A 25,152-nucleotide genomic window follows, 5' to 3' on the forward strand; every position below is an offset into this window, starting at 1 on the left:
TATGGCGGACGATGTGATCCTTCGCGTCAACAACCTTCATGCCGAGTTTATAACGGATGAGGGGGTGACGCCGGTATTACACGGGGTGAATTTTGAGGTGCGCCAGGGGCGGACACTCGGGCTGGTGGGAGAGTCCGGTTGCGGCAAGAGTGTGACTGCCATGTCGATTATGGGGTTGCTGCCTAAACCCTATGGGCGGATCTCTCAGGGGCAGGTACTTTATCGCGGAACAGACTTGATCGCGCTGCCACCGGGGGAGATGTACGCCATGCGGGGCAATCGGATTTCTGTGATATTTCAGGATCCGATGACGGCGCTCAACCCGGTTTACTCTGTCGGTCAGCAGCTGGCAGAAGTGTTGGTGCTGCATCGCCCGGAGTTGAGTAAAAAAGAAAGGCAGTATCACTGCATCGCGTTGTTGGCAAAGGTGAAGTTGCCGGAGCCGGAGAGGCGAGTTGATGACTATCCGCATCATTTATCCGGCGGGATGCGGCAGCGGGTGATGATTGCGATGGCTCTGGCGTGCCATCCCGACATTTTGATTTGTGATGAGCCGACAACCGCGTTGGACGTGACGGTCCAGGCTTCCATCCTGGATTTAATGCTGGAGCTGCAACAGGAAACCGGTATGGCGATGATTTTTATTACTCATGATCTAGGGGTGGTCGCAGAGATTTGTGACGATGTTGCGGTGATGTATAACGGGCGGATTGTCGAGCAGGCGGATGTGTTTACTTTGTTTGAGCGCCCCCGTCATCCGTATACACAGCGGTTGCTTGGTCTGATGCCGGGCTTAGAGAGCGAGCCGAAGCAGCTGATTGACATCAAGCCGATTGATCCTGAGTTGTTTCCGGAGTTCCGGGCACCGCAATCCGATTGATGGCATGCTTGCGGCAGGTGAAGGAGAAGCGGGATGAAAACTGTGCTGAGTGTGGAAAACCTCAAGCAACACTTTATTTCCGGTAAGGGCATTATTCAGAAAGGCTATACGGTGAAAGCCGTCGATGGTGTGAGCCTCTCGGTGGCGCAGGGGGAGACACTGGGGCTGGTGGGTGAGTCCGGGTGTGGGAAAAGTTCCCTCGGGCGAACCATTTTGAAACTTCATGAGCCGACGGCGGGGCAGATATTTTTTGAAGGTCAGGAGATCACCCATTGGACTGCTCGACAAATGCGCCCCTTGCGCCGGAAAATGCAGATGGTATTTCAAGACCCAATGGAATCACTGAATCCGCGCCATACGGTAGGGATGATCCTGGAAGAGCCGTTTGCTATCCATAGTGTCGGCAGGGCGAGTGAGCGATTGTCCTGGAGCCTGGAGCTTCTGCATAAAGTTGGTTTACCCCAAACCGCAATTCATAAATACCCGCATGAGTTCTCCGGGGGCGAGCGTCAGCGTATCGGAATCGCCCGGGCGATTGCCCTAAAACCCAAGCTACTCATCTGTGATGAGTCGGTCTCTGCGCTGGATGTGTCGGTTCAGGCTCAGATTTTGAATCTGTTGCTTCAGTTACAGCGAGATATGAATCTGGCGATGATTTTTATCTCGCATGATTTGTCTGTGGTTCGGAAGGTTTCCGATCGTGTCGCAGTGATGTATTTCGGGGAAATTGTCGAGAGCGGGACCGTTGAAGAGATCTATCATGCGCCGCAGGTGGATTACACTAAAACTTTGTTAGCTGCGATTCCTGCCACGCACCCGAGGGACAGAAAGCGAAAAAAGCCTCAATAGCGGACTAAAGGTACTGTAGGGTGTCAGCTTTAGGGGGCTGCATGTCTATTTCCGTCGTTTCTTCATCCGTTTTATCCTAAGGAATGGTGAAAAATCGACAGTCGAAGATAGTTTTGTTTGTTTTTTGTTCGTTTGGTTGGGCTTTTCTATAAAACCTGAAAAAAAGGATTGCGCTGCGCTGAATACTCCCTATAATTCGCCTCCGTTGTCACGATAAACGGTTCGAAAGAAGCGTTGTGAAAACAAGCTCTTTAACAATTTGACCATGCAATCTGTGTGGGCACTCGTGAAATGATAGTCAAAAATTTTTGTCTTCACTCCTTTTGTATTCACTTTTAAAAAGTGAAAGTAAATAGGAAAGTGAAAGCAAAATAGGTATCAATGAACTGAGTGACCAAAACGAATAACTTCGGTTATTTGGCACAGTCAATTCGTTCTAACTTAGTTAGAACAATCAGTATTCATTGAGCCAAACAAAATCTTAAATTGAAGAGTTTGATCATGGCTCAGATTGAACGCTGGCGGCAGGCCTAACACATGCAAGTCGAGCGGCAGCGACTTAACTGAACCTTCGGGGAACGTTAAGGGCGGCGAGCGGCGGACGGGTGAGTAATGCCTGGGAATATGCCCTGATGTGGGGGATAACCATTGGAAACGATGGCTAATACCGCATAATCTCTTCGGAGCAAAGAGGGGGACCTTCGGGCCTCTCGCGTCAGGATTAGCCCAGGTGAGATTAGCTGGTTGGTGAGGTAACGGCTCACCAAGGCGACGATCTCTAGCTGGTCTGAGAGGATGATCAGCCACACTGGAACTGAGACACGGTCCAGACTCCTACGGGAGGCAGCAGTGGGGAATATTGCACAATGGGGGAAACCCTGATGCAGCCATGCCGCGTGTGTGAAGAAGGCCTTCGGGTTGTAAAGCACTTTCAGTCGTGAGGAAGGCGGCCAGGTTAATAGCCTGGTTGTTTGACGTTAGCGACAGAAGAAGCACCGGCTAACTCCGTGCCAGCAGCCGCGGTAATACGGAGGGTGCGAGCGTTAATCGGAATTACTGGGCGTAAAGCGCATGCAGGCGGCTTGTTAAGCCAGATGTGAAAGCCCGGGGCTCAACCTCGGAATCGCATTTGGAACTGGCAGGCTAGAGTCTTGTAGAGGGGGGTAGAATTTCAGGTGTAGCGGTGAAATGCGTAGAGATCTGAAGGAATACCGGTGGCGAAGGCGGCCCCCTGGACAAAGACTGACGCTCAGATGCGAAAGCGTGGGGAGCAAACAGGATTAGATACCCTGGTAGTCCACGCCGTAAACGATGTCTACTTGGAGGCTGGGATCTTGAATTCTGGCTTTCGGAGCTAACGCGTTAAGTAGACCGCCTGGGGAGTACGGTCGCAAGATTAAAACTCAAATGAATTGACGGGGGCCCGCACAAGCGGTGGAGCATGTGGTTTAATTCGATGCAACGCGAAGAACCTTACCTACTCTTGACATCCAGAGAACTTAGCAGAGATGCTTTGGTGCCTTCGGGAACTCTGAGACAGGTGCTGCATGGCTGTCGTCAGCTCGTGTTGTGAAATGTTGGGTTAAGTCCCGCAACGAGCGCAACCCTTATCCTTGTTTGCCAGCACTTCGGGTGGGAACTCCAGGGAGACTGCCGGTGATAAACCGGAGGAAGGTGGGGACGACGTCAAGTCATCATGGCCCTTACGAGTAGGGCTACACACGTGCTACAATGGCGCATACAGAGGGCGGCGAGCTAGCGATAGTGAGCGAATCCCAAAAAGTGCGTCGTAGTCCGGATTGGAGTCTGCAACTCGACTCCATGAAGTCGGAATCGCTAGTAATCGTGGATCAGAATGCCACGGTGAATACGTTCCCGGGCCTTGTACACACCGCCCGTCACACCATGGGAGTGGGCTGCACCAGAAGTAGATAGCTTAACCTTCGGGAGGGCGTTTACCACGGTGTGGTTCATGACTGGGGTGAAGTCGTAACAAGGTAGCCCTAGGGGAACCTGGGGCTGGATCACCTCCTTAACGATATGACGTATTGTTTGATGCAGTGTCCACACAGATTGCCTGGTTAAAATGTAAAAGAGCGAAACGATGCTGGGTCTGTAGCTCAGGTGGTTAGAGCGCACCCCTGATAAGGGTGAGGTCGGTGGTTCAAGTCCACTCAGACCCACCACTTCCTGCCCAAGGGAAGCTGGTGAGGCATCGGAAACGTTGGGGCTATAGCTCAGCTGGGAGAGCGCCTGCTTTGCACGCAGGAGGTCAGCAGTTCGATCCTGCTTAGCTCCACCACTCTTTAAGGGTTTTTCCTGAGAATCTTTAAACAGTGGATATCGAAAGATAAACACATGCTCTTTAACAATCTGGAAAGCTGACTAGTAAATTGAATGTTTGACATTCAATACTAAAGTTTCATCGAAAGATGGAACGAGTTCTCAAGCAACACACATTCAAGTGTCTTGTGTATGTTTGCTTTCACTTTTCAAAGTGAAGACAGACAAAGAGTCCGGCAAAACAAACTAATCCGTCAAGTCATTGATGGAAAACCTTGGTTGTTTGCGATACAGACCCCTTGGGGTTGTATGGTTAAGTGACTAAGCGTACACGGTGGATGCCTGGGCAGTCAGAGGCGATGAAGGACGTACTAACTTGCGATAAGCGTAGATGAGGCAGTAAGAGCCACTTGAGTCTACGATTTCCGAATGGGGAAACCCAGCTGCAGCAGCAGTTATCAATACGTGAATTCATAGCGTATTGAGGCGAACCGGGGGAACTGAAACATCTAAGTACCCCGAGGAAGAGAAATCAACCGAGATTCCGGCAGTAGCGGCGAGCGAAACCGGATTAGCCCTTAAGTTGATTTGGTGTCAGGTGAAGGCTCTGGAAAGTGCCGCGATACAGGGTGATAGCCCCGTAACCGACAACACCTTATCAGTGAAAACGAGTAGGACGGGACACGTGTTATCTTGTCTGAAGACGGGGGGACCATCCTCCAAGGCTAAATACTCCTGACTGACCGATAGTGAACCAGTACCGTGAGGGAAAGGCGAAAAGAACCCCTGTGAGGGGAGTGAAACAGAACCTGAAACCGTGTACGTACAAGCAGTAGGAGCCCCATCACTAAGCTATTGTGCCTTAGTGACAGCAAGTACTTCCGTTTGACTGTGGTTAACAACGCGCAGCGTTGGTCAACCCACAAAATCAAGCAGAGGTGGCTTAGTGATGGGGTGACTGCGTACCTTTTGTATAATGGGTCAGCGACTTAATTTCAGTAGCAAGGTTAACCGTATAGGGGAGCCGTAGGGAAACCGAGTCTTAACTGGGCGTGCAGTTGCTGGGATTAGACCCGAAACCAGGTGATCTAGCCATGGGCAGGTTGAAGGTGCGGTAACACGCACTGGAGGACCGAACCGACTAATGTTGAAAAATTAGCGGATGACTTGTGGCTAGGGGTGAAAGGCCAATCAAACCTGGAGATAGCTGGTTCTCCCCGAAAGCTATTTAGGTAGCGCCTCGGACGAATACTACTGGGGGTAGAGCACTGTTAAGGCTAGGGGGTCATCCCGACTTACCAACCCTTTGCAAACTCCGAATACCAGTAAGTACTATCCGGGAGACACACGGCGGGTGCTAACGTCCGTCGTGGAGAGGGAAACAACCCAGACCGCCAGCTAAGGTCCCAAAGTTATCGCTAAGTGGGAAACGATGTGGGAAGGCTCAGACAGCCAGGATGTTGGCTTAGAAGCAGCCATCATTTAAAGAAAGCGTAATAGCTCACTGGTCGAGTCGGCCTGCGCGGAAGATTTAACGGGGCTAAGCGATACACCGAAGCTGCGGCAATGCAATTTATTGTATTGGGTAGGGGAGCGTTCTGTAAGCCGTTGAAGGTGGCCTGTAAGGCATGCTGGAGGTATCAGAAGTGCGAATGCTGACATGAGTAACGATAAAGGGGGTGAAAAACCTCCTCGCCGGAAGACCAAGGGTTCCTGTCCAACGTTAATCGGGGCAGGGTGAGTCGACCCCTAAGGCGAGGCCGAAAGGCGTAGTCGATGGGAAACGGGTTAATATTCCCGTACTTCTTGCTATTGCGATGGGGGGACGGAGAAGGCTAGGTGGGCCTGGCGACGGTTGTCCAGGTTCAAGGGTGTAGGCTGGTGTCTTAGGTAAATCCGAGACGCTCTTTTTATAAAAGAAGGCTGAGACCTGATGTCGAGCCGCTACGGCGGTGAAGTCATTGATGCCATGCTTCCGGGAAAAGCCTCTAAGCTTCAGATAGCAAGGAATCGTACCCCAAACCGACACAGGTGGTCGGGTAGAGAATACCAAGGCGCTTGAGAGAACTCGGGTGAAGGAACTAGGCAAAATGGTACCGTAACTTCGGGAGAAGGTACGCTGCCGGCGGTAAAGAGACTTGCTCTTGGCGCTGCTGGCAGTCGCAGATACCAGGTGGCTGCAACTGTTTATTAAAAACACAGCACTGTGCAAAATCGAAAGATGACGTATACGGTGTGACGCCTGCCCGGTGCCGGAAGGTTAATTGATGGGGTTATCTTCGGAGAAGCTCTTGATCGAAGCCCCGGTAAACGGCGGCCGTAACTATAACGGTCCTAAGGTAGCGAAATTCCTTGTCGGGTAAGTTCCGACCTGCACGAATGGCGTAATGATGGCCACGCTGTCTCCACCCGAGACTCAGTGAAATTGAAATCGCAGTGAAGATGCTGTGTACCCGCGGCTAGACGGAAAGACCCCGTGAACCTTTACTACAGCTTGGCACTGAACATTGACCCTACATGTGTAGGATAGGTGGGAGGCTTCGAAGCAGGTACGCCAGTATCTGTGGAGCCGTCCTTGAAATACCACCCTTGTAGTGTTGATGTTCTAACGTCGGCCCCTTATCGGGGTTGCGGACAGTGCCTGGTGGGTAGTTTGACTGGGGCGGTCTCCTCCCAAAGCGTAACGGAGGAGCACGAAGGTGGGCTAATCACGGTCGGACATCGTGAGGTTAGTGCAATGGCATAAGCCCGCTTGACTGCGAGAATGACGGTTCGAGCAGGTGCGAAAGCAGGTCATAGTGATCCGGTGGTTCTGAATGGAAGGGCCATCGCTCAACGGATAAAAGGTACTCCGGGGATAACAGGCTGATACCGCCCAAGAGTTCATATCGACGGCGGTGTTTGGCACCTCGATGTCGGCTCATCACATCCTGGGGCTGAAGTCGGTCCCAAGGGTATGGCTGTTCGCCATTTAAAGTGGTACGCGAGCTGGGTTTAGAACGTCGTGAGACAGTTCGGTCCCTATCTGCCGTGGGCGTTGGATGATTGAGAGGGGCTGCTCCTAGTACGAGAGGACCGGAGTGGACGAACCGCTGGTGTTCGGGTTGTGTCGCCAGACGCATTGCCCGGTAGCTAAGTTCGGAATCGATAACCGCTGAAAGCATCTAAGCGGGAAGCGAGCCTCAAGATGAGTCATCCCCAAGGCTTTAAGCCTTCTGAAGGGTTGTCGTAGACTACGACGTTGATAGGCAGGGTGTGTAAGCGCTGTGAGGCGTTGAGCTAACCTGTACTAATTGCCCGTGCGGCTTAACCATACAACACCCAAGGGGTTTTGTTTACGAAGTACGGACTCCGCAGGCACTTGAATGACGTGTTTGGGACACTAGTTAACTTTTCCAGAATTGTGAAGATATTCCGCCTACCCAGGTAGCGCCGGGATAAAGTTCGATAGCAAGGCAAGTTGTGAGTCGAGCGAGGGAGTTTAGTTCGCTAAATGACCGAGCGAGAGAGCAACTTAACGCCGCTAGCGGGCTTTATAGCCAGCGGAATATTTTCAAACAGAATTTGCTTGGCGACCATAGCGTTATGGACCCACCTGATCCCATGCCGAACTCAGCAGTGAAACGTAACAGCGCCGATGGTAGTGTGGGGCCTCCCCATGTGAGAGTAGGACATCGCTAGGCTTTGATTTGCCTATCTTGGCTATTGCTTGCATCTTTTGACACTTGCGATGCTCATGTGCTAACGCACACTGCGCTTCTCAGGTCAAAGTCTGCATCGCATAATACAAGATATCCTAAACAAAGCGCTGAAGGGTAAGACTTTGTTTGGCAGACAATTTGAGTGGAGCGGTAGTTCAGTTGGTTAGAATACCGGCCTGTCACGCCGGGGGTCGCGGGTTCGAGTCCCGTCCGCTCCGCCATTCTTTCTAGGGGTGTAGCTCCAATTGGCAGAGCAGCGGATTCCAAATCCGCGTGTTGGGGGTTCGAATCCCTCCACCCCTGCCATCTTCTAAAGCCTCAGCAGAAATGCTGAGGCTTTGTTGTTGTGCGCCGAGCATGGCGTTGTTCTAGGAGGTGAAAGTCCTCTACGGGCTCAGTCGAGCGAGAACCGTTAGCCTATGCAAGGGTGCCCACCGTGAGGTGGGATCTGAAGGAAGCAAACGGCAAAACTTGGGTGTGACGAACAGAAACCTGATAGTAGGCCAGTACAACTTGGGTAACCTAGCAATATATAGAACAGCCCAATGCCTCGACGGGAAGTGTGTACGGGTAAATCAGGCACAGCCAAGGGAAAGAACAACGTCTTACCTCGGGAGATCTTACGACCTGTCTCGGATGAGACTAATACAACAGTGATGTTGTGTGACGGGTAATAAGAAGTCAGCAGAAGGCATAGTACCTTGGGGAAGTACAACCCAAGGGAAGGCCGGAACTGAATATATCAAGAAGCAGTCACTAGACACTCAATCATGTGGGGTCATAGCAAGATGAACAACATCTCTACGTACTACTGGGCAACACCGCAAGTGACGCTCATGGCCACGAAGAATGACAAGCATGATCGGCGTAGACAGGAGGACGAGTCTTGGTGACCTCAACTCAGTTGATGGAGCGGATCTGCTCCTCAACAAATCTGAACCAAGCCCTGAGAAGAGTGAAGAAGAACAAGGGATGTGCTGGGGTTGATAAACTCGACATAACAGCGACTATCTCGATGCTTCGGCAGTCTTCTAATGGGCAAGCGCTCCGCCAGAGCCTTCTGGACGGGAGCTACCAACCGCAACCCGTTCTGGGTGTAGAAATTCCCAAACCTAGCGGGGGAGTGAGGCAGCTAGGTATCCCAACTGTACTTGATAGGGTAGTCCAACAGGCCATTACCTCAGTACTGACAGATATCTACGAACCTCAGTTTTCAAGCAACAGTTATGGGTTCAGGCCTAACCGCAGTGCCCACCATGCATTGGTGGCAGCAAGCCACTACATCAGGGAGGGGCGGGGTTATGTAGTCGACATAGACCTGGCGAAATACTTCGATACTGTGAACCACGATAGACTGATGCACAGGCTATCGGAGGACATCACAGATAAACGGGTCCTGAAACTGGTCAGGTCATACCTACAGGCAGGCATAATGCGAAACGGGTTAGTTGAGCAGAGGCAACGAGGGACGCCACAGGGTGGACCATTATCTCCGCTGCTATCAAATATCGTATTAGATGAGTTGGATAAAGAGCTTGAGCGAAGAGGGCATAAGTTCTGCCGATATGCAGACGACTGCCAAATCTACGTGCACAGTGAGGAAGCCGCCAATCGAGTAAAAGCCTCAATCACGGAGTTCTTGGAGCAGAAACTGAAACTCAGGGTTAACCGTGAGAAAAGTGCGGCAACGAGAGTGACAGAGCGGACTTACCTAGGCCATCGCTTTCAACGAGATGGAAGCATCCATATCTCGAAGACAGCACAAACTCAGATGAAGAAGCGAGTGCGTCAAATAACGAAGCGGAATCGAGGGCGAGAGTTGAAGACAGTCCTAGTCGAACTCACTCAATACCTAAGAGGTTGGCAACACTATTTCAAGCTTGCCATACGGAAAAGCGCGATGCAGCGCTTGGATGAATGGATAAGGCGGCGCTTACGGTGCTATCGCCTCAAGCAGCGCAAGCGCAGATACAGCATAGCGACATGGTTACGCCAAGAGGGTGTAAGCGAACGCAATGCGTGGAAGCTGGCGATGTCAGATAAAGGGTGGTGGCACTTGGCTTTATCGCCCCAGCTCAATCAGGCCATGCCAATGAAATGGTTCAAGGAGATGGGTCTGTACTCGTTGCGAGATGGGTACGAGTCACTGAAAATATATTCGGAACCGCCGTATGCGACCCACGCTTGTACGGTGGTGTGAGAGGACGGAGGCCGTGAGGCCTCCTCCTACTCGATTTCAGCGTCAATTGGCAGAGCAGCGGATTCCCCTGATACCAAAAACAGCGCGTGTTGGGGGTTCGAATCTCCTGCCGGCTCAGTCCACCCCTGCCATTTACAAAACCTCAGTCGAGAGACTGAGGTTTTCTTGATTCTAGCATTATGAAAGATAGCACCTTCCCGATCTCCCCCTCTAACCACTCATAGTTTGCCACCAAAACGCTTCATAAAAGTTTCCAAGCTGGCTTCTGGTGCCAATGTCTTTTCTGCTTTAACCCCAAGGTCAGTAAACCAGTTATACCAATGCTTGGTGAGATCTACCCATGACGAGTCGTATGCACTGTTGTTGATACTTTCTGTTGAGCTGGTACGATGTGTCAGTGATGGCAACATATATTTAACAAGAGGTGGGTATGGATATCGACACGCTGATTTCAAAAGCAAGGGAAATTGTAGGTACAGATAATACGATGGTACTTCCTCAATCTTGGGGGCAAGGCAGAACGGTATTTGGTGGTGTGTCCGCCGCACTACTTTATACGGCAATGAAAAGTAGGATTCGTGATGGGAGACCTCTACGGTCATTAACGACCAACTTTGTGGGCCCGCTGTTACTCGATATGCCTTTTTCGTTTGAAGTCGAAGTACTCAGAGAGGGGAAAAATGCAACTCAGGTAACAGCCAGGATTATCCAGGATGGCATGGTTGCCGTCATTCAACAAGGTTGCTTTGGCAATGAACGATTTTCAAACATAGAAGTCCCAAATCATGAAACCCATGACATAGACTTCCCTGCTAAATGCCAAGGGGTACCGCTCATTGAGGGTGTTACGCCTAATTTCCTGACGAATATTGACTTGTCTATTGCTAAAGGTGCGATGCCATATAGTGGTGTAAATACCTCACAGTTACATGGCTGGATGCGCTTCAAAAATGAACCCGATACAATGACAGATGCCCACTTAGTTTGCCTGATAGATGCTTGGCCACCAGCGGTGCTTCAAATGATGAAGAAGCCTTCACCTGCAAGTACGATGATGTGGAATTTAGAGTTTATTTATCCACATGACCAGTTTTCCCCGAGAGATTGGTTTGCATATAAAGCTCAAACCAGGCAGGCAGCGGGAGGTTATGCTCACCTTGAGGCTGATGTATGGGATGCGTCTGGAAATTTAGTCGCCATTAGCCGGCAGAGTGTCGCTATATTTGAGTAGTGAAAGGGACTGAATGAGAAAAAACACCCCTAACAACTGTATCAGATACACCGACCGACATTACTATCCACAGATAAAGGCAATGTGTTGTTTGGTTCTTTCACCGGGCTGCTGAAATAAGCGGCACATTGGATGCGTGTTCAAAAGTGTGATCTTAGTTCAAGTGTGTTAATTTTCTCAATCATCAATTCATTAGCGCCACTTCCCGCCGGTATTGCCGATTTTTGACACGAAATTTACTACCTCTCGGGGAGAAATTGCTGCGCGGGGGCTTATTTCAGTGGTATCTTGTGATCTTTCAATCATGAGTGATTTGGGAGTCATCATGCCGCACCTGCGTTTTCGTGCCGTTGAATTTGATAATGTGAAAGCCATGTCCACAGCCTTAGTGGATGAGCTCCAGCCATTGATGGCATGCCCTCGGGAAGATTTTACCGTAGAGCATGTTTCAACCACGTTCATTTTTGATGGTGAGGTGTCCGATGCCTATCCGTTTGTCGAGGTTCTGTGGTTCGACCGCGGACAGGAGGTTCAGGATAAGGTTGCTGAGGTGATCACCCGGGCGGTGCGTGAAGAATTGGAAGATGCCGAATTGGATGTCGCAGTGATTTTTACCGCGCTCTCGCCGACAGCGTATTACGACAACGGTCGCCACTATTAATTGTTGATATTTACGGCTTGCGGGCCGTTTTGCTTTCCTTGTCTTGATACTGTAGGTCGTTGTTATGTCTCGATATTCTAAGGTTGCCGCTGGAGTTGGCGTCATCGCTGGTGCACTGGGGATCAGCGCGTTGAATTTATCTTTTGAAGCCTCTGAAATTCCGGAGATTAGCAATAATGTCCTGGCTCCGCAGTTTTCCTATCATTGTATCGAGAGTGATCACGCTTTGCCGCTGGATCGGGATGGCCTGTTTTCGGTCTCGGTCTGGAATATCTACAAGCAGCAACGGGAAACCTGGCGCGATGCTCTTGAGCAGTTTAGCCAGCACAGCGAGCTGGTTTTACTGCAAGAGGCCAGCCTGACTGACGGCCTCAAAACGTATCTGGATGAGGCGCAGTGGAAAGTCAGAATGGCTAATGCGTTTAAGTTTCTCAATACCCCGGCCGGGGTGATGAACCTGTCTACCGTCAATGCGAAAACAACCTGTGCCTACCTGGCGATGGAGCCCTGGATACGTCTGCCGAAATCGGCTCTGTTATCAGAATTTAATCTCAGCAACGGTCAGACGCTGGCGGTGGTTAACTTGCACGGTGTTAATTTTGCTTTGGGCCTTGAGGAGTATAAAGCACAGTTTCGTGCTCTGAAGCAGGTGTTGGATAATCATATCGGCCCGATTATTCTGGCCGGAGATTTTAATACCTGGCGTCAGGCGCGCCTGGATGTGGTGGATGCCTTTGCCCGGAGCCTGGGATTAGTGGATGTTACATTGCGCCAGGACCAACGGGTCAAGATTTTGGGTAAGCCGCTGGATCATTTGTACTATCGCGGGCTGGAGTTGGTCAATGCCCAGGCGCCGCGAACCAATGCTTCGGATCATAACCCGATTCTTGCAGACTTCAGGTTGCAGTAGCTTCAGGGCTGTGGATTTACGCGTATAGGAAAAGACAAAAGGAAAGGCTCAGCGTTTAGTGCTGAGCCTTTTTGTTGGGCTATAGGGCGAGATGGAAGCGATTAAGCGCTGACCTTGGTCACATCAATGTACAGCTTCAGTTTTTGTCCCGGCTTCAGATACTTCTGGCCCTGGATCTGGTTCCATTTCACCACATCAGAGACTTTGACTTTATAGCGCTGGGCAATGGCGCTCAGGTTGTCGCCAGAGCGAACTTTATAGTACACCGTACGGATCACCGCCCCGGATTTACTGTCTTTCCACAATGTTAGTTTCTGGCCGGCACGGAGTGGTTTGTTCTTGCGGATCCCATTCCATTTGGTGATTTGATCAATCTTGACCTTCTGGCTGCGGGCGATGGTCCACAGACTGTCGCCCGGTTTGACCGTGTAGGTCACCCGATATCCGTTGCCATGGGCATTTCGGTTACGAGTAGCGAGTCGGTTCGCCAGGAGTTGGCCATCGTCAGCCATTGCAACCGGAATGAGCAGGTGACGACCGACACGGATGTTGGTACCCGTCATGTTGTTGGCCCGCTGGATCAGCTTGGTGGTGGTCTGGTGTTTCTGTGCCAGTACACTGAGCGTATCGCCGTTTTTCACACGATAACGAACGACTTTCATCCCTTGCTTGCCGTTACTGACAAAGTTGGTCTGGAACTGTTCGACATGATTGATGGGTAGCAGCAGATGGTTCGGGCCGTCTGGGGCGGTGGCCCAGTGGTTATAGGCCGGGTTCAGACTTTGCAGCTCACTCAGTTTCAGCCCTGCGTATTTGGCTGCCATGGCCAGATCCATCTGCGTCTCAGGCTTGATCAGTTTCACTGCCGGCTTGTTGGCAATCGCCGGGATTTCAATTCCATATTTGTTCTGGTTGCGGATCACATCGGCAACGGCCAGCAGTTTTGGTACATAACCGCTGGTTTCTTTCGGCAGATCCAGTGACCAGAAGTCGGTCGGCTTTCCGGCGCGCTTGTTTTTACGAATGGCGCGGAAAACCCGGCCTTCACCGGTGTTGTAGGCAGCCAGGGCATGGAGCCAGTTACCATCAAACTTGCGGTGGAGATATTCCAATAAATCCAGTGCAGCTTCGGTTGAGGCCACAACATCACGACGGCCGTCATACCACCAGTTCTGTTGCAGTCCAAAGCGTCGGCCGGTATCGGGGATGATCTGCCAAAGTCCGGCAGCCCGGCCATGGGAGTAGGCGAATTGATCAAATGAGCTTTCGACAATCGGCAGCAGCGCGAGCTCAAGGGGCAGATTACGCTTTTCGACTTCTTCTGTGATGTAGAACAGGAAAGGTTCAGCACGATTGGCAACGGTTTTCAGGTGACCCGGGTAGCGAAGATACCAATTCCGATAGTGGCGAACCTGTTTGTTATCCGGGATCGCCGTGGTGATCTGCATGGTGATCCGCCGCCAGAGATCTTCTTGCTCCTGAGGCGTGGGTACTTTGGCCGGCGGCTTGACTGCGACAGGCGGACTCTTGGTGATTGTGGGTTGTGGTGTTGGTGTGAGCGGCGCCTGCACTGGGGCAGGGGGCTCGTTATTGTTTTTGCTGTTGGTTTGCTCTTCTACTGTATTTGTCGTATTTAAAATTTGGCAACCAGCCAGTAATAGCGCGCTTGCTACAAAAAATCGGGACTTCATGGAACCTGCCTATAGCCAAAATAGTTGGAGATGATACTTGTCCAGCCACCTTGGTTACAAGTGATGCAGGTTCAAAAATCGTCCTTCCAGCGGCGCAGTGCGGCGAACGTTTCCAGATCGCTGTCGTCAAATGCTTTATCTGCAACAGATTTTTTGATACTGGCCTGATCGCAACGCAAAAATGGATTGATCAGTTTTTCTTGGCGCAAGGTGGATGGAATCGTACTGATGCCATGAGCGCGCAAGCGGCTAACCGTTTCCCGGTAGCGCTGCAGGTGCGGATTATCCTGCTCGGCAACCAGCGCGAAAGCCAGGTTACTGCTGGTATATTCATGAGCGCAGTAGACTTCGGTTTCCTCCGGCAGTGCCGCCAGTTTTTGCAGCGACAGATACATTTGTTCCGGTGTGCCTTCAAACAGTCGCCCACAGCCGGCAGAGAACAGGGTATCGCCGCAGAAGAGCTTGCCATCACCGACATAGGCAACATGACCGCTGGTGTGACCCGGCACGCCCAGTACCATGAAGCGCTCGCCGAAAATTTCGACCTGGTCGCCGTCATTCACGGTTTGCGAAGCGCCCGGAATCGGTTCGTTGACCGGGGCGACAATATTGGCTTTTGGGTAGTGGCGTTTCAGTTCGCTGATCCCGCCGATGTGGTCGTGGTGGTGGTGAGTCACCAGAATCGCATCCAGGATCAGCTGCTCTTGCTCTAACACTTTGATGACCGGGGCTGCATCTCCGGGATCGACCAGCACGCAGTGATTGTCCGGACTGTGAATCAGCCAGATGTAATTGTCATTAAATGCAGGTATGCTTTTTACTGTAAGCATGAAATTGTCTCCAGCCTTGAAGGTGTTGAGCGATAACGTATGAAGCCAGCCCGAATACTCGCAGAGATAGACCCCCCATACTCCTGGTCACAGGTTGCCAATGGTGAATGGGCAGCCGAGCTGCTTCAGGCGCAGCTTGATGAATGGTGGCCGAAACTGTTTGGCTACCATATGCTCAAGCTGGGCGGGTTAAGCTGCGAACTTGCCAGCGGCCATTGTAACATTCAGCATCAGATTTGCATCGATAAGTTCAATCCGCTTCATAATGTGATCGCCGATCACCAAGCGTTGCCTTTTGTTGAAAAGTCCTTTGATGCTTGTGTGATTGCCCATCAATTTGATTATTGCCCGGATCCGCACCGCTTGCTGCGTGAGATAGACCGGGTGATGGTAGACGATGGCTATCTGCTGCTCAGTGGCTCGAATCCGCTCAGCTGGCTCGGGGTGCGCGGGTTGCTGCCCTGGAATCGCAAACGCTTTCCGTGGAAAGGTCGGATGTTTATGCCGATGCGGGTCAAGGACTGGCTGGGCGTGCTGAATTATGAAGTGGTGTTCCATGAAAACTTCGCGGTCCTGCCGGCGACCCGGCACCAGGCGTGCTCGGCCTGGGCGGAGAGCCTGCTGTCTGAGAATTTTTCATCGCTCGGGAGCCTGTATCTGATTGTCGCCCGCAAGCGGACCTTTCCGCTCAAGCCCATCAAGCCGACCTGGAAGCTCCGCCGACAGCTGACCCCGCTGGGACTGAACTGCCGGACCAAAGCGAGTCAGAATACCCAGAGTCAATAATCACGCCTTCGCTGAGCAGGGCTCAGGCTGTGGCCTGATAGCCCTCATCTTCTTGGGTCGGCGATTCTGCCGCCGTCCGGGCCAGCTCATCACACCGTTCGTTTTCCGGGTGGCCGGCATGGCCTTTGACCCAGTGCCAGGTGACTTGGTGGCGTTGGGTTTCGGTGTCCAGGCGCTGCCAGAGATCGGCATTTTTCACCGGCTTCTTGTCGGCGGTTTTCCAGCCGCGCTTCTTCCAGTTATGGATCCACTGGGTGATCCCCTGGCGGACATACTGGCTGTCGGTGGTGAGATCAACCTGGCAGGATTCTTTCAGGCTGGCGAGGCCGACAATGGCGGCCAGCAGCTCCATCCGGTTGTTGGTGGTCAGGAAAAAGCCTTCGCTGAGTTCTTTTTCATGCTGTTTATAGCGTAAAACGGTGCCGTAGCCGCCGGGACCTGGGTTGCCGAGGCAGGAGCCGTCGGTGAAAATTTCTACCTGCTTCGTCATCTTTGGTAGTATTCGCATTAAGAAAAACTTTAGTCTGACACAATCGATACTATGAAAGCTACTAACGACCGCATTATTGTCTTCGATACCGAAACAACCGGTATGAATATGACCGGCCCCCATTACGAGGGGCACTGTATTATCGAAATCGGCGCGGTTGAAATTATCAACCGTAAGCTGACCGGAAACAGCTTCCACGTCTACATCAAGCCGGATCGCGCCATTGATGCTGAAGCCGTAGACGTCCACGGTATCACTGATGAATTTTTGCAGGACAAGCCGACCTATGCCGAGATCCATGATGAGTTTATGGATTTCATTCGCGGTGCAGAGCTGGTTGCCCATAACGCGCCCTTCGATATCGGCTTCATGGATTATGAATTCGGCAAGCTGAACCGGGGAATTGGCAAGACCGAAGATTTCTGCAAAATCACCGATACTCTGGAGATGGCCAAGCGGCTGTTCCCGGGAAAACGGAATAACCTCGACGTCCTGTGTTCCCGTTACGGCATAGATAACTCACACCGAACGCTCCACGGCGCTTTGCTCGATGCCGAGATCCTGGCCGATGTCTATCTGATGATGACCGGTGGCCAGACATCACTAGCCCTGAGCTCAGGCGAGGAAGAAAGTGATGCGGGTGCCGAAAATGCCATCCGGCGCCTGGCTTCGGGAAGAAAATCGCTAAAGATCATCCGACCATCGGCCGATGAAATACAAGCGCATGAAGCGCGTTTGGATTTGATTGAAAAAAGTGGTGGCGCCCCGATGTGGCGTCAGTAGAGGTTTTATGCGGCGGTTATTACTCATCGGGTTGTTGTTCCCTGTACTGTCTTGGGCAAAAGACAGTACGGTGATGTCGTGGCTGGATAACCGCTTTCGCATTGATCCTTCGGTGGAACAGGCCTCCTTTATGGTCAAGCGGGCTGAGAACAGCCAGCCAATTGTCCTGGTGCGGCCGGATGGCAAGAAGTATTACTCGGTGCGCCATCCCAAGCATGTTTCCTGGTATGAAGAGCCGGGGATGGACATCATCTCGATTGAAAAACCGATGCCCGGGCCATGGCAGGCGGTCGGGCAGGTGACCCCGACAAATAAGATTATCGTCCTCTCGAATCTGGAGCTGGAAGTGGCTGATATGCCCGCCCGGCTTTATCAGTCTGAAACCCTGAAATTTACCGCGCGACTTTTTGAAAGCGGCCAACCGCTGCACAACCGGGACTTTCTTGACCGGGTAAAAATGTCGGTGGTGTTTTACGAATATATCGAAGGCAGTGAAGACTTACCCCGGGAGGCCTGGCCCAGCCCCATCCCGCTGGGTGAGTTCGCTGACGATGGCCACAACTACGATGAGGTGCCCGGCGATGGCGTATTTACCGTGGCGATGCCGATCACGGTTCAGCCGGGAAAATACCGGGTCAGGATCACGTCCGGCAACGGAATTTTTCTGCGCACCGTCGAGCAGGAGGTGCTGGTGTACCCGACCCCGATGACGGCCAGCTTTATTCAGGGGCGGGGGCGCAATGAATCCCATCAGGTGGTGGTGGAGACCGAAGCCGGGGCATTGAAGCCGGGCTCTCTGGCAGCGCATATCGTGCAGAAAAACCCGGAAGGAAAAATGCGCATCAGCCAGCAGCACGCGATGCCGGATGAAGACGGTCTGACTGTCCGCTTGCCCAACGGTGAAGCGCCGGGCCGCTATTCCTGGTCGGGCTGGCTGTACGGCACCGATAACTTCAATGATCGCGAGTTGATTTTCCAGCTGCCGGAAACTAATTTTGCGGTGATGGCCGAGTTGCAGCTCGATCGTAACCTGGAAGACTTCCGGGCCCAGCAGGAAGCCAGGGCCAAGCAAGAAGAACTGCTGAAGCTGGCCGCCGAAAAACAGGCGGCCCGGGAAAAAGCGATGAAGGTGATTCTCGGGGCAAACTTGCTCATTGTCGTGCTGGTGGTTGCGGTGGTCTTTTTGTGGCGCAAACGGAAAATAAAAAAAGCGCTGGAAGAAGACTCGCTGGTAGTGCCGGCTGCTTAATTTCATCTTTGATATTCATCTGAATTAATCGCCGTCGTGGTTGGTTGCGTGCAGACCTCGCTGCTGCTTTGGCTGTATGGGTATGCGGGCCTGTCATGTGGGCTGTATATTACGTCAGTCTCGGTTAGGGGCTTGGGGATAAGCATTCATGAACCGTCGGCTATCGACGGAGTCGATGGGGATGAAGCCGGGGGCTGATGCCGTAAGATCATGGCCAGTAGTTGAGCGAGTTTCATGGACCCATCTAAAAGAGAGCCAATAAAAAAGGGAAGCATGGATTGCTTCCCTTTTACGTGGTATCAAGAGGCGCCGCTAAAGGGCTGAGTCAGGGGCTCAGGCGGCGATGTTACTCTTTTCGGTCTGATATGCTTTGGCTGCCAGCTCATCGGAGTCAAAGTCATCGACGTTGATAGTGCGCAGGCGTCCTTCTTCAGCCCGGCGCATCAGCTCGGCCTCAGCTTCATTGATGGCGTTGAGTTCCAGGCCGATGGCGGCAATTCTATCTAACTGCATGAACGGGTATTTCTTACCGGCCGCCTGACAGATACGGTCATAGATCGGCTCGGCAGCAAGAATATCCTTCAGTGTTTCCTCAATCATGCCTACCGCATTGTTATCACAAGCTTCCAGGAACTGGCCTCGGCCGATCCGGGAGCGGGTTTCGCTCGGGGTCTGGATGATTCGTGCCAGCTGGTGGTCCAGCTTGTCTGACGGTTTCACACGGCCAAGGCCCCTTGGGAAGATCACCGCACGCAGCAGTGCCGCAATCGGACGGTTCGGGAAGTTTCGCAGGAACTCGTCCAGCGCCACCTGGGTCTGGTACAGCGAGTCTTGCAGGCCCCAGTGAACCAGCGGCAGATCTTCTTGCTTGCAGCCTTCATCAACGTAACGCTTGAGGGTTGCCGAAGACAGGTACAGCTGGCTCAGGACGTCCCCCAGGCGGGCTGAGAGGCGCTCTTTTCGCTTCAGCGAGCCACCCAGAACCGCCATGGAAATATCAGCCAGCAGCGCCAGGTTGGCACTGTAACGGTTCAGTTGCTGGTAGTAGTGGGCGGTGGCATCTTTGCGCGGTGCCTTAGAGCCGCGGCCATCCGTCAGGCCCAGCCAGAATGAGCGAACCATATTGCTGATCACAAAGCCGACATGGCCGAACAGGGCATTGTCAAAGCCGTTCAGTGCCTGGTTGGTATCTTCCTGGTAGGCCGCGTCCATCTCTTCCAGAACGTAAGGATGGCAGCGGATTGCGCCCTGACCAAAGATGATCATCGAACGGGTCAGGATGTTGGCGCCTTCAACGGTGACGGCAATCGGCGCACCCTGGTAGCCGCGGGCCAGGAAGTTGCTTGGCCCCATGCAGATCCCTTTGCCCCCGACGATATCCATCGCATCGATCACGCTGCGTTGGCTGCGGTGGGTGCAGTGGTATTTGACAATGGCAGAGATCACCGAAGGTTTCTCTCCCAGATCAATGCCTGACACGGTCAGGCTACTGGCTGCATCCATGACATAGGCATTGCCTGCAATGCGTGCCAACGGCTCTTCAATCCCTTCCATTTTACCGATCGGTAGTTTGAACTGGCGGCGGATCCGGGCATAGGCACCGGTTGCCATCGCCGCGGTTTTCAGCCCACCGGTTGAGTTGGACGGCAGGGTGATCCCGCGGCCCACCGACAGACATTCAACCAGCATCCGCCAGCCCTGACCGGCCATTTCCTGGCCACCGATGATGTAGTCAATCGGGACAAAGACTTTCTCGCCCTTGGTCGGACCGTTTTGGAACGGCACGTTGAGCGGGAAGTGGCGGCGGCCAATTTCCACGCCGTCGATATCGGTCGGGATCAGCGCACAGGTGATCCCCAGTTCTTCTTCATCACCCAGCAGGTGATCCGGATCGGACAGCTTAAACGCCAGACCCAGCACAGTGGCAACCGGGGCCAGGGTGATATAGCGCTTGTTCCAGGTCAGCTCCATCCCCAGCACTTCTTCGCCTTGCCAGAGGCCTTTTTTCACGATCCCGAAATCCGGGATTGAGCCGGCATCGGAGCCAGCTTCCGGGCTGGTCAGGGCAAAGCAAGGGATCTCTTTCCCTTCGGCCAGGCGAGGCAGGTAATGATCTTTTTGCGCTTGGGTGCCGTAGTGCTGCAGCAGCTCTCCCGGGCCGAGTGAGTTCGGCACGCCGACGGTTGAAGACAGCACACCAGACACCCCGGTCAGCTTTTGCAGCACCAGGGACTGGGCGTAGGCAGAGAATTCCAGTCCGCCATACTCTTTCTTGATGATCATGGCGAAGAACTTGTGTTCTTTGAGGTATTGCCATACTTCCGGCGGTAGATCAGCCAGCTCGTGCGTCACCTGGTAGTCGTTGACCATGCGGCATACTTCATTGACCGGGCCGTCGAGGAAGGCTTTTTCTTCCGCGCTCAGGCGTGGTGCCGGGATATCATGTAGCTTGTTCCAGTTTGGCGCGCCGCGAAACAGATCCGCTTCCCACCACACGGTCCCGGCATCGATGGCTTCCTTCTCGGTGCGGGACATTTCCGGCATCACGCTCTTGAATGCTTTCAGGGCCGGTTTACTCAACAGGTTTCTGCGTACGGAGATGAGATTCAGCGGCAGTGCAACCAGGACGAACACCAGCCAGCTGTACTGGCCGACAATGTCCAGCAGGGAGCCCAGTGCCAATGCGACTGCCAGGGTGATTGTAAAGGTTTTGAGGTTGGCTCGATGGTAGGCGAGCACACCTGTGAGACCAATGAGCCCTAGCAGGTACACGAGTGTCACCATGATGATTCTCCTTATCGGGGGCTTGAGTGTTATTGTTCTTTGGGTACGTTTTATGCAAGGTAAGAGGTCTTACCACTTGGGGTAAGTGTAAGGTGTTTTTTAAGGAAATGTAAAATAATTTTCTGTTCTGAAAGTCGGCTGTTATGGCCGGGTGACGCGGCACCCCTTGTGGCATCAGGGATTGCACCAGATTATCCAGTACAAAAAATGAGGTTGCGGAAATAACTCATATAATGAATATGGTTAATTCCTGTGACTCACTTCACGCTTTTTTGGCCCAGTAGCCAAGATTGAGCGAAAACCGACCTGGCATGGGCACTTTCATGCCGGGTCATATTCAGTGATACGCCTCATCACAGTTATTACGTGAGCATTTGACCCCAAAGCGTCACAATGTGGCGCCTCAGGAGTCGACACCTTCCGCCGTTTCTATGTAAACTGCAGGCAGGGCGTACTAAGTCTCTGAGCTGGCGGAAAGCTTGCCGGAGCGGGACTGAGAACCGTAAATGAATAATAGAGATGAGCCTATGTACCAAGACCTGATCCGTGCAGAGCTGACCGAAGCTGCTGACGTACTGAATCGTTTTCTGAGCGACGACAAGAACATTGCCGATATCGAAGCGGCAGCGAAGCTGCTGGCTGCCTCGTTTAAGCAGGGGGGGAAAGTCTTGTCCTGTGGCAACGGCGGCTCACACTGCGATGCGATGCACTTTGCGGAAGAACTGACGGGTCGTTACCGGGAAAACCGTCCGGGCTATCCGGGGATTGCGATATCTGATCCAAGCCACCTGTCTTGTGTGAGTAATGACTTCGGCTACGATCACGTCTTTTCTCGTTATCTGGAAGCTGTTGGCGCTGCCGGGGATGTGCTGTTCGGCCTGTCTACATCAGGGAACTCCGGTAATATCCTGAAAGCGATTGAAGCTGCCAAGGTCAAAGGTATGAAAACCATTGCCCTGACCGGGAAAGATGGCGGTCAGATGGCCGGCCTGGCGGATGTCGAAATCCGGGTGCCTCATTTTGGCTTTGCGGATCGCATTCAGGAAGTTCATATTAAAATTATCCATATTTTAATTATGTTGGTTGAGAAAGAGATGGCTGAGGCGTAATGCCGGCCCTCGTGACGGCCTATGAATGAGAGTATAAAGGACTATGTGTGAGCTACTTGGCATGAGTGCCAATGTGCCGACGGATATTTGTTTCAGCTTTACCGGGCTGATGCAGCGGGGCGGTAAAACCGGCCCGCACCAGGACGGGTGGGGGATCACCTTTTATGAAGGGCGGGGCTTCCGCACTTTTAAAGATCCCAATCCCAGTTGTCGTTCGCGAATTGCTGAACTGGTGCAGGAATACCCGATTAAAAGCTGCGCGGTCGTCAGTCATATACGGCAGGCGAACCGCGGTGGCGTCAGCCTGGAAAATACCCACCCTTTTACCCGCGAGTTGTGGGGCCAATATTGGACGTTTGCCCATAATGGCCAGCTGACCGGCTATGATACGCTTGATACCGGACGCTTTAAGGCAGTTGGGGATACCGACAGTGAAATTGCTTTCTGCTGGTTGCTCAATCAGCTTGAAGCACGGTTTCCGGACAAGCCGGAGCGACTGGAGCCGGTTTACGAGTTTGTCGCTACCTGTTGTGATCAGCTGCGCCAGCTCGGGGTGTATAACATGCTGGTCAGCAATGGTGAATTTGTGCTGACCTATTGTACCAACAACCTGCACTGGATCACGCGCCGGGCACCTTTTGGCCGGGCCTCGCTGATTGATGAAGATGTTACGATCGATTTTCAGCAAGAAACCACACCCAATGATGTGGTGACGGTGATCGCGACGCAGCCGCTGACCAATGATGAGAACTGGCACAAGATGCAGTCGGGTGAGCTCAATGTGTTTTACTTTGGTGAGCAGATCTACTGTCGCACGGTCGAATCAGACTAGCGCTTGCACGTTGACAGCATTGCGGTTCGAAGTAGTCGTGGTGGAATGACACAGTATAAAAAACGCGACCCTGGGGTCGCGTTTTTTAATCGGGCCACTGATACAAGCTGTATAGAGTAAACGGGATTACTCGTCTGTGGCATAACCGGTCGGCGGCAGGATCTCACCGTCGAGTATTGCGTGCTCATCGAGCATGCTTAGTCGTCCTTCGATAAACCAGCGGGTGACCAACGGGTAGATACGGTGCTCTTGTTGCTGCACCCGGGCCATGACTTCTTCGGCGCTGTCATCAGCGAAAATCGGCACTTTGGCCTGCAGGATCACCGGTCCGCCATCGAGCTCTTCCGTAACAAAGTGGACGCTGGTGCCATGCTCCTGATCGCCAGCATCAATCGCACGTTGGTGGGTGTGCAGTCCCGGATACTTCGGTAGCAGTGACGGGTGGATGTTGAGCATCCGGCCGCGGTAGTGACGGACGAAGTCATCGCTGAGGATACGCATGAAGCCAGCCAGGATCACCAGATCCGGGTCAAAGGCATCCATCCGTTCGGCCATAGCGCGGTCATAACTGTCCCGGCAGCTGAACTCAGCTGCCGAGAGGTGGACGGTCTCGATCCCGGCCTGGCGCGCACGCTCCAAGCCGTAGGCATCCGCTTTGTTCGACAGCACTGCCGCGATCCGGGCATTCGGGAGGCGGCCATCGGCACAGGCATCGATCAGTGCCTGGAGGTTGGAGCCGCTACCGGAGATCAGGACAACGATGTTTTTCATCGGTTACTTGATCTCCACTTGCTCTTCATCGGCAGCCGCAGCGGCGATTTCACCCAGCAGCCAGGCGTTTTCCCCTTCGGCATTCAGGATATCAATCGCCTGTTGCGCCTGGGCTTGAGGCAGAGCAATGACTAACCCGACACCACAGTTGAAGGTGCGGTACATCTCGTAAGTGTCAACATTCCCGGCTTGCTGGAGCCAGTTAAATACCGCAGGCCATGCCCAGCTGTTGCCGTCAACTACAGCCTTGGTGCCCTGAGGCAGCACACGCGGGATGTTTTCCCAGAAACCGCCGCCGGTAATGTGGGAAATCGCGTGGACATCGCAGCTTTCCATCATTTTCAGGGTCGATTTCACATAAATCTTGGTCGGTTCCAGCAGGTGTTCAGCCAGAGGCTTGCCTTCCAGCGCCTGGTTCAGGTCAGCTTGCGAGACTTCAAGGATCTTGCGGATCAGCGAGAAGCCGTTCGAGTGCGGGCCGCTGGAGGCGACAGCAATCAGGGCATCACCGGCCTGGACTTTACTGCCGTCGATGATCTCGGCTTTTTCGACTACGCCGACGCAAAAGCCTGCGACGTCATAGTCTTCGCCATGATACATTCCCGGCATTTCTGCGGTTTCTCCGCCAATCAGGGCGCAGCCTGATTGCAGGCAGCCCTCACCGATCCCGGCAACCACATCCGCAGCGGTGTCGACATCCAGTTTGCCGGTGGCGTAGTAATCTAGGAAGAATAGCGGCTCGGCGCCCTGAACAATCAGGTCATTGACACACATCGCGACCAAGTCGATACCAATGGTGTCATGTTTGTTCAAATCCATCGCCAGGCGAAGTTTGGTTCCAACCCCGTCGGTACCGGAGACCAGAACTGGCTCTTTGTACTTGGTTGGCAGTGAGCAGAGCGCTCCGAATCCTCCGATGCCGCCCATCACTTCCGGGCGGTGGGTGCGTTTGACAACCCCTTTAATACGATCAACTAAAGCATTGCCCGCATCAATATCCACACCAGCATCTTTGTAACTAAGAGAAGAGTTGTTGCCGCTCACAAGAGATCCCTCATCGCATTTAAGTAAAAAAGCGGGGCTATGATAACAGCAGTCAGAGAAGAAAGGAA

The 25,152-nt window shown here is 52.8% G+C and carries 17 protein-coding genes, 4 tRNA genes and 3 rRNA genes; 18 read left to right on the forward strand and 6 right to left on the reverse strand.

The genetic code is table 11. From position 1 onward, the window contains the following. Position 1: 1 nt before the first annotated feature. From NNL38_RS03175 to NNL38_RS03235, 13 genes are all read left to right on the forward strand, one after another. Positions 2-880, forward strand: coding sequence for an ABC transporter ATP-binding protein (locus NNL38_RS03175; protein ID WP_255389616.1), 879 nt, complete (start codon positions 2-4; stop codon positions 878-880). Between the two features lie 33 nt (positions 881-913). Further along, a complete protein-coding gene (locus tag NNL38_RS03180; protein WP_255389617.1) occupies positions 914-1,729 on the forward strand; it encodes an ATP-binding cassette domain-containing protein in 816 nt (271 codons plus the stop codon). Between the two features lie 483 nt (positions 1,730-2,212). Continuing rightward, positions 2,213-3,764, forward strand: a 16S ribosomal RNA gene (locus NNL38_RS03185). Positions 3,765-3,838: 74 nt separating this feature from the next. Then, positions 3,839-3,915, forward strand: a tRNA-Ile gene (locus NNL38_RS03190). Between the two features lie 40 nt (positions 3,916-3,955). Further along, positions 3,956-4,031: transfer RNA gene (locus NNL38_RS03195), tRNA-Ala, on the forward strand. A 292-nt stretch (positions 4,032-4,323) separates the two neighbouring features. Then, a 23S ribosomal RNA gene (locus tag NNL38_RS03200) occupies positions 4,324-7,326 on the forward strand. Between the two features lie 253 nt (positions 7,327-7,579). Next, positions 7,580-7,695 (forward strand): 5S ribosomal RNA (gene rrf / locus NNL38_RS03205). The 16S, 23S and 5S rRNA genes sit together here with 4 tRNA genes alongside, the layout of an rRNA operon. Before the next feature lie 162 nt (positions 7,696-7,857). Next, positions 7,858-7,934, forward strand: a tRNA-Asp gene (locus NNL38_RS03210). 8 nt (positions 7,935-7,942) lie between these two features. Continuing rightward, a tRNA-Trp gene (locus NNL38_RS03215) sits at positions 7,943-8,019 on the forward strand. Positions 8,020-8,620: 601 nt separating this feature from the next. After that, positions 8,621-9,913: a group II intron reverse transcriptase/maturase gene (gene ltrA, locus NNL38_RS03220; protein WP_369414611.1), complete on the forward strand. Its 1,293-nt coding sequence runs from the start codon at positions 8,621-8,623 to the stop codon at positions 9,911-9,913. A 430-nt stretch (positions 9,914-10,343) separates the two neighbouring features. Beyond that, positions 10,344-11,144, forward strand: a complete 801-nt coding sequence (locus NNL38_RS03225; RefSeq protein WP_255389618.1) for an acyl-CoA thioesterase — start codon at positions 10,344-10,346, stop codon at positions 11,142-11,144. A gap of 325 nt (positions 11,145-11,469) precedes the next feature. Further along, positions 11,470-11,805: a DUF1904 domain-containing protein gene (locus tag NNL38_RS03230; protein WP_255390546.1), complete on the forward strand. Its 336-nt coding sequence runs from the start codon at positions 11,470-11,472 to the stop codon at positions 11,803-11,805. A 64-nt stretch (positions 11,806-11,869) separates the two neighbouring features. After that, positions 11,870-12,715 (forward strand): endonuclease/exonuclease/phosphatase family protein, encoded by an 846-nt coding sequence (locus NNL38_RS03235; RefSeq protein WP_255389619.1) that lies wholly within the window; start codon positions 11,870-11,872, stop codon positions 12,713-12,715. Between the two features lie 101 nt (positions 12,716-12,816). Here NNL38_RS03235 and NNL38_RS03240 read toward each other — a convergent pair whose 3' ends face one another. Together NNL38_RS03240 and gloB are read right to left on the reverse strand one after the other, a co-directional pair. Further along, the gene (locus NNL38_RS03240; RefSeq protein WP_255389620.1) at positions 12,817-14,406 is read right to left on the reverse strand and encodes a lytic transglycosylase; all 1,590 of its coding nucleotides are present in this window, start codon (positions 14,404-14,406) and stop codon (positions 12,817-12,819) included. Between the two features lie 71 nt (positions 14,407-14,477). After that, positions 14,478-15,236, reverse strand: coding sequence for a hydroxyacylglutathione hydrolase (gene gloB, locus NNL38_RS03245; protein ID WP_255389621.1), 759 nt, complete (start codon positions 15,234-15,236; stop codon positions 14,478-14,480). Positions 15,237-15,275: 39 nt separating this feature from the next. On the opposite strand from gloB, the gene NNL38_RS03250 reads away from it, so the two are divergent. Continuing rightward, positions 15,276-16,022 carry a class I SAM-dependent methyltransferase gene (locus NNL38_RS03250; protein ID WP_255389622.1) on the forward strand — a complete coding sequence of 249 codons (747 nt, stop codon included), beginning with the start codon at positions 15,276-15,278 and terminating at the stop codon, positions 16,020-16,022. Positions 16,023-16,044: 22 nt separating this feature from the next. On the opposite strand, the gene rnhA is transcribed toward NNL38_RS03250, so the two are convergent. Continuing rightward, positions 16,045-16,512, reverse strand: coding sequence for a ribonuclease HI (gene rnhA, locus NNL38_RS03255; RefSeq protein ID WP_255390547.1), 468 nt, complete (start codon positions 16,510-16,512; stop codon positions 16,045-16,047). A gap of 51 nt (positions 16,513-16,563) precedes the next feature. Here rnhA and dnaQ point away from each other — a divergent pair, with 51 nt between their 5' ends. Both dnaQ and NNL38_RS03265 read left to right on the forward strand, forming a co-directional pair. Beyond that, positions 16,564-17,295, forward strand: a complete 732-nt coding sequence (dnaQ, locus tag NNL38_RS03260) for a DNA polymerase III subunit epsilon (RefSeq protein ID WP_255389623.1) — start codon at positions 16,564-16,566, stop codon at positions 17,293-17,295. Between the two features lie 7 nt (positions 17,296-17,302). Continuing rightward, positions 17,303-18,544 (forward strand): TIGR03503 family protein, encoded by a 1,242-nt coding sequence (locus NNL38_RS03265; protein WP_255389624.1) that lies wholly within the window; start codon positions 17,303-17,305, stop codon positions 18,542-18,544. Positions 18,545-18,877: 333 nt separating this feature from the next. Here NNL38_RS03265 and fadE read toward each other — a convergent pair whose 3' ends face one another. Continuing rightward, complete coding sequence (gene fadE / locus NNL38_RS03270; protein WP_255389625.1) at positions 18,878-21,328, reverse strand: acyl-CoA dehydrogenase FadE; 2,451 nt, start codon at positions 21,326-21,328, stop codon at positions 18,878-18,880. Between the two features lie 527 nt (positions 21,329-21,855). Between fadE and lpcA the strand changes: the two genes are divergently transcribed. Next, a complete protein-coding gene (gene lpcA / locus NNL38_RS03275) occupies positions 21,856-22,437 on the forward strand; it encodes a D-sedoheptulose 7-phosphate isomerase (RefSeq protein ID WP_255390548.1) in 582 nt (193 codons plus the stop codon). A 43-nt stretch (positions 22,438-22,480) separates the two neighbouring features. Then, positions 22,481-23,269 (forward strand): class II glutamine amidotransferase, encoded by a 789-nt coding sequence (locus tag NNL38_RS03280; protein ID WP_255389626.1) that lies wholly within the window; start codon positions 22,481-22,483, stop codon positions 23,267-23,269. A 126-nt stretch (positions 23,270-23,395) separates the two neighbouring features. Here the strand turns inward: NNL38_RS03280 and purN are convergent, their stop codons facing one another. Continuing rightward, complete coding sequence (gene purN, locus NNL38_RS03285; RefSeq protein ID WP_255389627.1) at positions 23,396-24,040, reverse strand: phosphoribosylglycinamide formyltransferase; 645 nt, start codon at positions 24,038-24,040, stop codon at positions 23,396-23,398. Between the two features lie 3 nt (positions 24,041-24,043). Beyond that, positions 24,044-25,084: a phosphoribosylformylglycinamidine cyclo-ligase gene (gene purM / locus NNL38_RS03290; RefSeq protein ID WP_255389628.1), complete on the reverse strand. Its 1,041-nt coding sequence runs from the start codon at positions 25,082-25,084 to the stop codon at positions 24,044-24,046. Positions 25,085-25,152: the final 68 nt, after the last annotated feature.

Source organism: Photobacterium atrarenae (assembly GCF_024380015.1).
Classification (GTDB): Bacteria; Pseudomonadota; Gammaproteobacteria; order Enterobacterales; family Vibrionaceae; genus Photobacterium; species Photobacterium atrarenae.